Source organism: Pseudomonas sp. MWU16-30316 (assembly GCF_020515645.1).
Taxonomy (GTDB): Bacteria; Pseudomonadota; Gammaproteobacteria; order Pseudomonadales; family Pseudomonadaceae; genus Aquipseudomonas; species Aquipseudomonas cerasi.
The window spans coordinates 1-1,583 of sequence record NZ_JAIZAZ010000019.1 but is presented as its reverse complement, the minus strand read 5'-3'; the positions used below and the strand labels follow the sequence as shown (position 1 = coordinate 1,583).

Sequence of the window (1,583 nt, the reverse complement as noted above, 5' to 3'; positions counted from 1 at the left end):
TCGTGCCCATGCTCCGCGTGGGTATGCCGGTCTGGACGCTCTGCGTCCTCTTGTGACGCGGAGCGTGAGGAACGCGAGATATCCCGGCCTTAGCCCAGAAACAGCCTGTACGCCGGGTTCTCGCTCTCGTCCCAATACGGGTAACCAATCTCATCCAGCGCAGCACCCACCAGATGCCGCTCTTCCTCCGGCACCACCAGCCCGGCAACCACGCGGCCGTCAGCAGCGCCGTGGTTGCGGTAGTGGAACATGGAGATGGTCCAGCGGCCGCCCAGACGGTTGAGGAAGTTGAACAGCGCGCCCGGTCGCTCCGGGAACTCGAAGCGCAGCACCACTTCATCATTGACCCGCTCGGCATGCCCGCCAACCATGTGGCGAATATGCAGTTTGGCCAGTTCGTTGTCGGTCAGGTCCAGCACCGGGAAGCCCTGGCCGGTCAGGCTGGCGATCAGGGCGCTGCGTGGGTCGTTCTCGGGATGGGTCTGCACGCCGACGAAGATATGCGCCTCGCGATCAGTGTGATAGCGGTAGTTGAATTCGGTGATCTGCCGCTTGCCGATGGCCTCGCAGAACGCCTTGAAGCTGCCCGGTTGTTCAGGAATCGTCACCGCAATGATTGCCTCGCGGCCTTCGCCCAGTTCGGCGCGCTCGGCCACGTGACGCAAGCGGTCGAAGTTGACGTTGGCCCCTGAATCAATCGCCACCAGCGTCTGGCCGCTGACGCCGCGCTGCTCGACATATTTCTTGATCCCGGCCACGCCCAGCGCGCCGGAGGGCTCGGTGATCGAACGGGTGTCGTCGTAGATGTCCTTGATCGCCGCGCAGATCTCGTCGGTGCTGACGGTGATCACTTCATCGACATAATGGCGGCACACTTCGAAGGTGTGGTGGCCGATCTGCGCCACTGCCACGCCATCGGCAAACAGTCCGACCTGGCTCAGCACCACGCGCTCCCCGGCGGCCATCGCCGCTTGCAGGCAGTTGGAGTCGTCCGGCTCGACGCCGATCACCCTGATCTCCGGGCGCAGGTATTTCACATACGCCGCGATACCGGCAATCAGACCGCCGCCCCCGACCGGAACAAAGATCGCATCCAGCTGGCCCGGTTGCTGACGAAGAATCTCCATCGCCACAGTGCCTTGCCCGGCGATGGTGTCGGGGTCGTCATACGGATGGATGTAGACGAAGCCCTGCTCATCGACCAGCTTCAGCGAGTAGGCCAGCGCTTCCGGGAAGGAATCGCCGTGCAGCACCACGGTGGCACCCCGCGAGCGCACACCTTCGACCTTGATCTCCGGCGTGGTGCGCGGCATGACGATGGTCGCTTTGATCCCCAACTCGCGTGCCGCCAACGCCAGGCCCTGGGCATGATTGCCCGCCGATGCCGTCACCACGCCCCGTGCAGTCTGCTCTGCGGGCAATTGCGCGAGCTTGTTGTACGCGCCGCGAATCTTGAACGAGAACACCGGCTGCAGGTCTTCGCGCTTGAGCAGCACCTGATTGCCCAGCCGTTCGGACAGCTGGCGAGCGCCTTGCAGCGGCGTTTCGATGGCAACGTCGTAGACGCGGGAGGTGAGGATTTT

Annotated in this window: 1 protein-coding gene; it reads right to left on the bottom strand. The window is 63.9% G+C overall.

The window, feature by feature from the left end; genetic code table 11:
• Positions 1 to 89 precede the first annotated feature (89 nt).
• On the bottom strand, positions 90 to 1,583 hold a 1,494-nt coding region (gene ilvA, locus LCH65_RS26130), incomplete at its 5' end, for a threonine ammonia-lyase, biosynthetic (RefSeq protein WP_226439946.1).